General features: G+C 68.3%; 5 protein-coding genes. All 5 read left to right on the forward strand.

Going from position 1 to position 3,717, the window contains the following annotated elements; genetic code table 11:
- The first annotated feature begins 109 nt into the window (after positions 1 to 109).
- Complete coding sequence (locus VM889_04205) at positions 110 to 490, forward strand: hypothetical protein (protein HVL47741.1); 381 nt, start codon at positions 110 to 112, stop codon at positions 488 to 490.
- Between the two features lie 276 nt (positions 491 to 766).
- Complete coding sequence (locus tag VM889_04210; protein HVL47742.1) at positions 767 to 1,207, forward strand: hypothetical protein; 441 nt, start codon at positions 767 to 769, stop codon at positions 1,205 to 1,207.
- A 243-nt stretch (positions 1,208 to 1,450) separates the two neighbouring features.
- The gene (locus VM889_04215) at positions 1,451 to 2,608 is read left to right on the forward strand and encodes a thiolase domain-containing protein (GenBank protein HVL47743.1); all 1,158 of its coding nucleotides are present in this window, start codon (positions 1,451 to 1,453) and stop codon (positions 2,606 to 2,608) included.
- Entirely contained in the window at positions 2,609 to 2,986 is a 378-nt protein-coding gene (locus tag VM889_04220; GenBank protein HVL47744.1) for an OB-fold domain-containing protein, read from the forward strand. It begins immediately after the preceding gene.
- 215 nt (positions 2,987 to 3,201) lie between these two features.
- The coding region (locus tag VM889_04225) for a hypothetical protein (protein HVL47745.1) at positions 3,202 to 3,717 on the forward strand (516 nt) is incomplete at its 3' end.

Raw genomic sequence — 3,717 nt, forward strand, 5'->3', positions numbered from 1 at the left:
CGGCGGGCGGCGCTGTTCGCGCCCGGGGGAAGGACGCGCCCGAGGCGCCGCTCCCTCCACGGTCCCCTTGATAACGTTTATGCGGGGGGGCCTCCCTGCTCGCCGCGGCATGACCGTCGAGCGCCGCCTCCAACCCCGCGCGACCGCGTGGTTCCGTTTCGGGAAGGCGCTCGGCGACGTCTACAACGACCGCTACTTCGACCTCGAGGAGGGCGAGCGGCGATCGTGGGACGACCGCCGCATCATGCACCACGGCGCCTTCGGCTGCATCGTCGCGTCCGTGGGCCTCGCGGGCCTCCACGCGTTCGAATCCGAGCGCGCGCGGGCCCTCTCGGAAGCCGCCGTCGCGGCGGGCGTCGGGCTCATGGTCTCCGACATGCACGACCAGGACCGCTGGTGGAGCGAAGGAACCGCGTTCGCGCCCGAACCCGCCCCGAAGCCGTCGATGCTCCGCCGCGCGCTTGCGCGCGTGCGCGGGCAGAGCCTGTAGCTCATGATTTATCAGCCTGACGCGAACAGGTAAGGAAACCTTTTCACATCACAGGATATCTTACCCTTGTGGCAGACGACGACTCTGGGTTTTGGGTCGGCCTTCTCTTCGGGGGTATCGCTGCCTATCTCTTGCTGAAGGCCAACAAGTCCACGCCGTGCCCGCGGTGCCGAGTCATGATCGATCACGGGGTCGCCACATGTCCGAACTGCAAGATCGGACTCACGTGGGGCGCTCCCGATGGTTCGCGGCGCGAAGCGACCGCGTGGCCGTAGCATGGCCCGACCCACGCGCCGCCGATCACGCTTCCGAAAAATCTTTGGAAAGCGCGCGGGGGATTTCTTTCACGATCTCATCGATCGTGTCTTCGCGAGCGGCAGAAGCGCCCGGAAGGAGTGGCAAATCGACGCAGTACGTGGCATGCGCCGCAGCGGTACCATCGTCGTGATTCTCGGCATGGTTGCCATTCTCGTCTTGAAAGTAGACCTGCCTTCCCCACTCGACGCTTGGTTCTTGCCGTTCCTCAGCGTCGGGTTCTTCATGATCCAAGGAGTGCAGCACCTCATTGCTGTCTGGAGTCTCGAAAAGATTGCGGCCCGGCCCACCTGCATTTCGTGCCGGATTGTCCTGGACGTTGCCTCCTATGAATGCCCCGGGTGTCAACGGGTCTATTCTGCCAAGCCGCCGGCTGAGACGACGCAGAACCGGACAAGTTGAGGAGTTGTTCGGGCGGCCCCGGAGAGGGAATTGAGGGAAGAGGGGAGGCTATTGAGGAGAACGGGGCCGCCCGTTGACTCCAAAGCCCGAGGAAGCGAGCGGGGTATGTAATGTTTTTGGAGGTGTCGCCTACTTTTCCCGGCGAATCCGCGAGAAATTCTGTCATGCGTGCGACTCTCTCGCGTGAACACGCGTCACAAACGTTCATCCCCTATCCGACGCTCAAGAAGCCCGTGATTCCCCGTGCGTGATGTCTATCTCGTCGGCGTCGGCCAGACGCGCTACGGCAAGCTTTCCTCCACCCTCCGGGAGGCCGCCGCGGAGGCCTCCCTCGCGGCCCTCGACCGCGCGGGCCTCGAGCCGACGGCGCTCGACGGGGCGTTCCTCTCGAACGCCTTCGGCCTCGTCGAGCGGCAGGGGCACCTCGGACCCCTCGTGATGACGGCGCTCGGCGTCCCCGAGGTGCCGTGCACGAGCATCGAAGCCGCATGCGCCTCCGGGTCCTCGGCCTTCCGCGAGGCGTTCGTGAACGTCGCGGGCGGCTTCGCGGACACGATGCTCGCGGTGGGCGTCGAGAAGGTGTCGCAGCTCGACACGGTGACCGCGACGTCGTACTTCTCGTACGGATCGGACTACGTGTACGAAGGCGCGTGCGGCGCGTCCTTCCCCGGCCTCTACGCGACGATGGCGACCGCGCACATGAAGAAGCACGGCACGACGGAGGAGCAGCTCGCGGCCGTGGCCGTGAAGGCGCACGAGAACGCGGCCTCGAACCCGAAGGCCCACTTCCAGAAGAAGATCACGCTCGACGACGTGATGAAGAGCATGGTCGTCGCGTCGCCCCTCAAGCTCTACGACTGCTGCCCGTTCAGCGACGGCGCCGCGGCCGCGATCCTCACGACGAAGGAGAAGGCGCAGGCCCTCGGCGCGCCGCTCATCCGCGTCGCGGGCTCCGGCCGCGCGGGCGCGATCGCGTCCCTGCCGGACCGCCCCGACCTCACCACGGTTCCCTCGACGAGGGTCGCCGCGGACCAGGCGCTCAAGATGGCGAAGAAGACCGTCGCGGACATCGACTTCTTCGAAGTCCACGATTGCTTCACGATCGCCGAGGTCGTCGCGACCGAGGATCTCGGTCTCTTCAAGCGCGGCGAAGGCGCGCGCGCGGCCGCCGACGGCGCGACGCGCGTCGACGGCAAGCGCCCCGTGAACCCCTCGGGCGGCCTCAAGGCGAAGGGCCACCCCGTCGGCGCGACGGGCCTCGGGCAGATCAACGAGGTGTTCGACCAGCTCACGGGCAAGGCCGGCGGCCGGCAGGTCGCGAACGCTAAGACGGCGCTTACGCACAACGTGGGCGCGACGGGCGGTTCGTGCGCGGTCCACATGTTTGAGAGGTCGAACTGAATGGCGGCCTCGGAAGCGTTCACGATGCAGCAGGCCAAGGAGGCGCTGCGCGACGGGAAGCTCATGGGCTGGAAGTGCACGACGTGCGGCCACACGCAGGCGACACCGATGCTCGTGTGCCCCGTCGACAGGAAGCGCGCGATCGAGGGCGTCGAGCTGCCGCCGACGGGCCAGGTCGTCTCGTTCACCGTGCAGAACGTCTCGAGCGAGGAGTACATCAACGACATCCCGTTCGCGTTCGTTGTCGTCGAGCTCGACAACAAGGTCCGCGTCTCCGGGTGGCTCCCGTACGTCGCGAAGGCCGCCGACCTCCCGCTCGGGACCAAGGTCAGGTTCACGCCGAGCTACAAGCCGGGCGTGCAGTTCGAGAAGGCGTAGCGGCCCGAGCAGGCTCGGGCCGTCGTCGCGAGAATCCAATCTCGCGCCCAACGACCTCAAGACCCCTCGCCGCCTCGTCCGCCCGCCGACCGCCCCGCCGCAGGTCTTTGACACGCGCCTGCGGCGGGGTTGGACGGTCCGCCTCACGGAGGTCCAGGCCTCTTTCCTTCCGTGGGGCAAAACCTACTTGCACGTCACGGTGCCGAAGGTTGCGCATGGCGTCCCCCTTCCCGAAAGCTCCCCGCGTCGCGCAGCCGGCCAGCCGGACGCTCGCGCTCACCGTCGCGACCGCGCGGGGCGTGCACCGCATCCCCGCGGGGACCACGAAGAACCTGCCCCTCGGCCTCCTCTCGCGCGACGTCGGCGTCGTGACGCGCGACCCCGGCGGGCGCTTCCTCGCCGGCACGTGGGGCGGCGGCGCGTACGAGTCCGCAAACGGCACCGACTGGACGGAGCTCGCGATCGACGCGCGCGACGTGTGGTGCTTCGCCTTCGGCCCCGACGGCGCGACCTACGCGGGCGTCGAGCCCGCGGCCGTCCACCGTCTCGGCGAGGACGGCGCGTGGACCTCGCTCTCCGCCCTCCAGGCCGCGCCCGGCGCGGAGGAATGGTCGAGCCCCTGGGGCGCGGCGGACCTGAGCGCGATCCTCCCGCACCCGGACGACCCGCAGAAGCTCTGGGTCGGGATCGAGGTGGGCGGGTGCTACGGGACCGAGGACGGCGGCGTCTCG

This window comes from Candidatus Thermoplasmatota archaeon (assembly GCA_035540375.1).
GTDB lineage: Archaea > Thermoplasmatota > SW-10-69-26 > JACQPN01 > JAJPHT01 > DATLGO01.

Excerpts from the sequence above, each read along its gene's own strand:
- VM889_04205 (HVL47741.1), top strand. The coding sequence starts at position 110 with ATGACCGTCGAGCGCCGCCTCCAACCCCGCGCGACCGCGTGGTTCCGT.
- VM889_04210 (HVL47742.1), top strand. The coding sequence starts at position 767 with ATGGCCCGACCCACGCGCCGCCGATCACGCTTCCGAAAAATCTTTGGA.
- VM889_04220 (HVL47744.1), top strand. The coding sequence starts at position 2,609 with ATGGCGGCCTCGGAAGCGTTCACGATGCAGCAGGCCAAGGAGGCGCTG.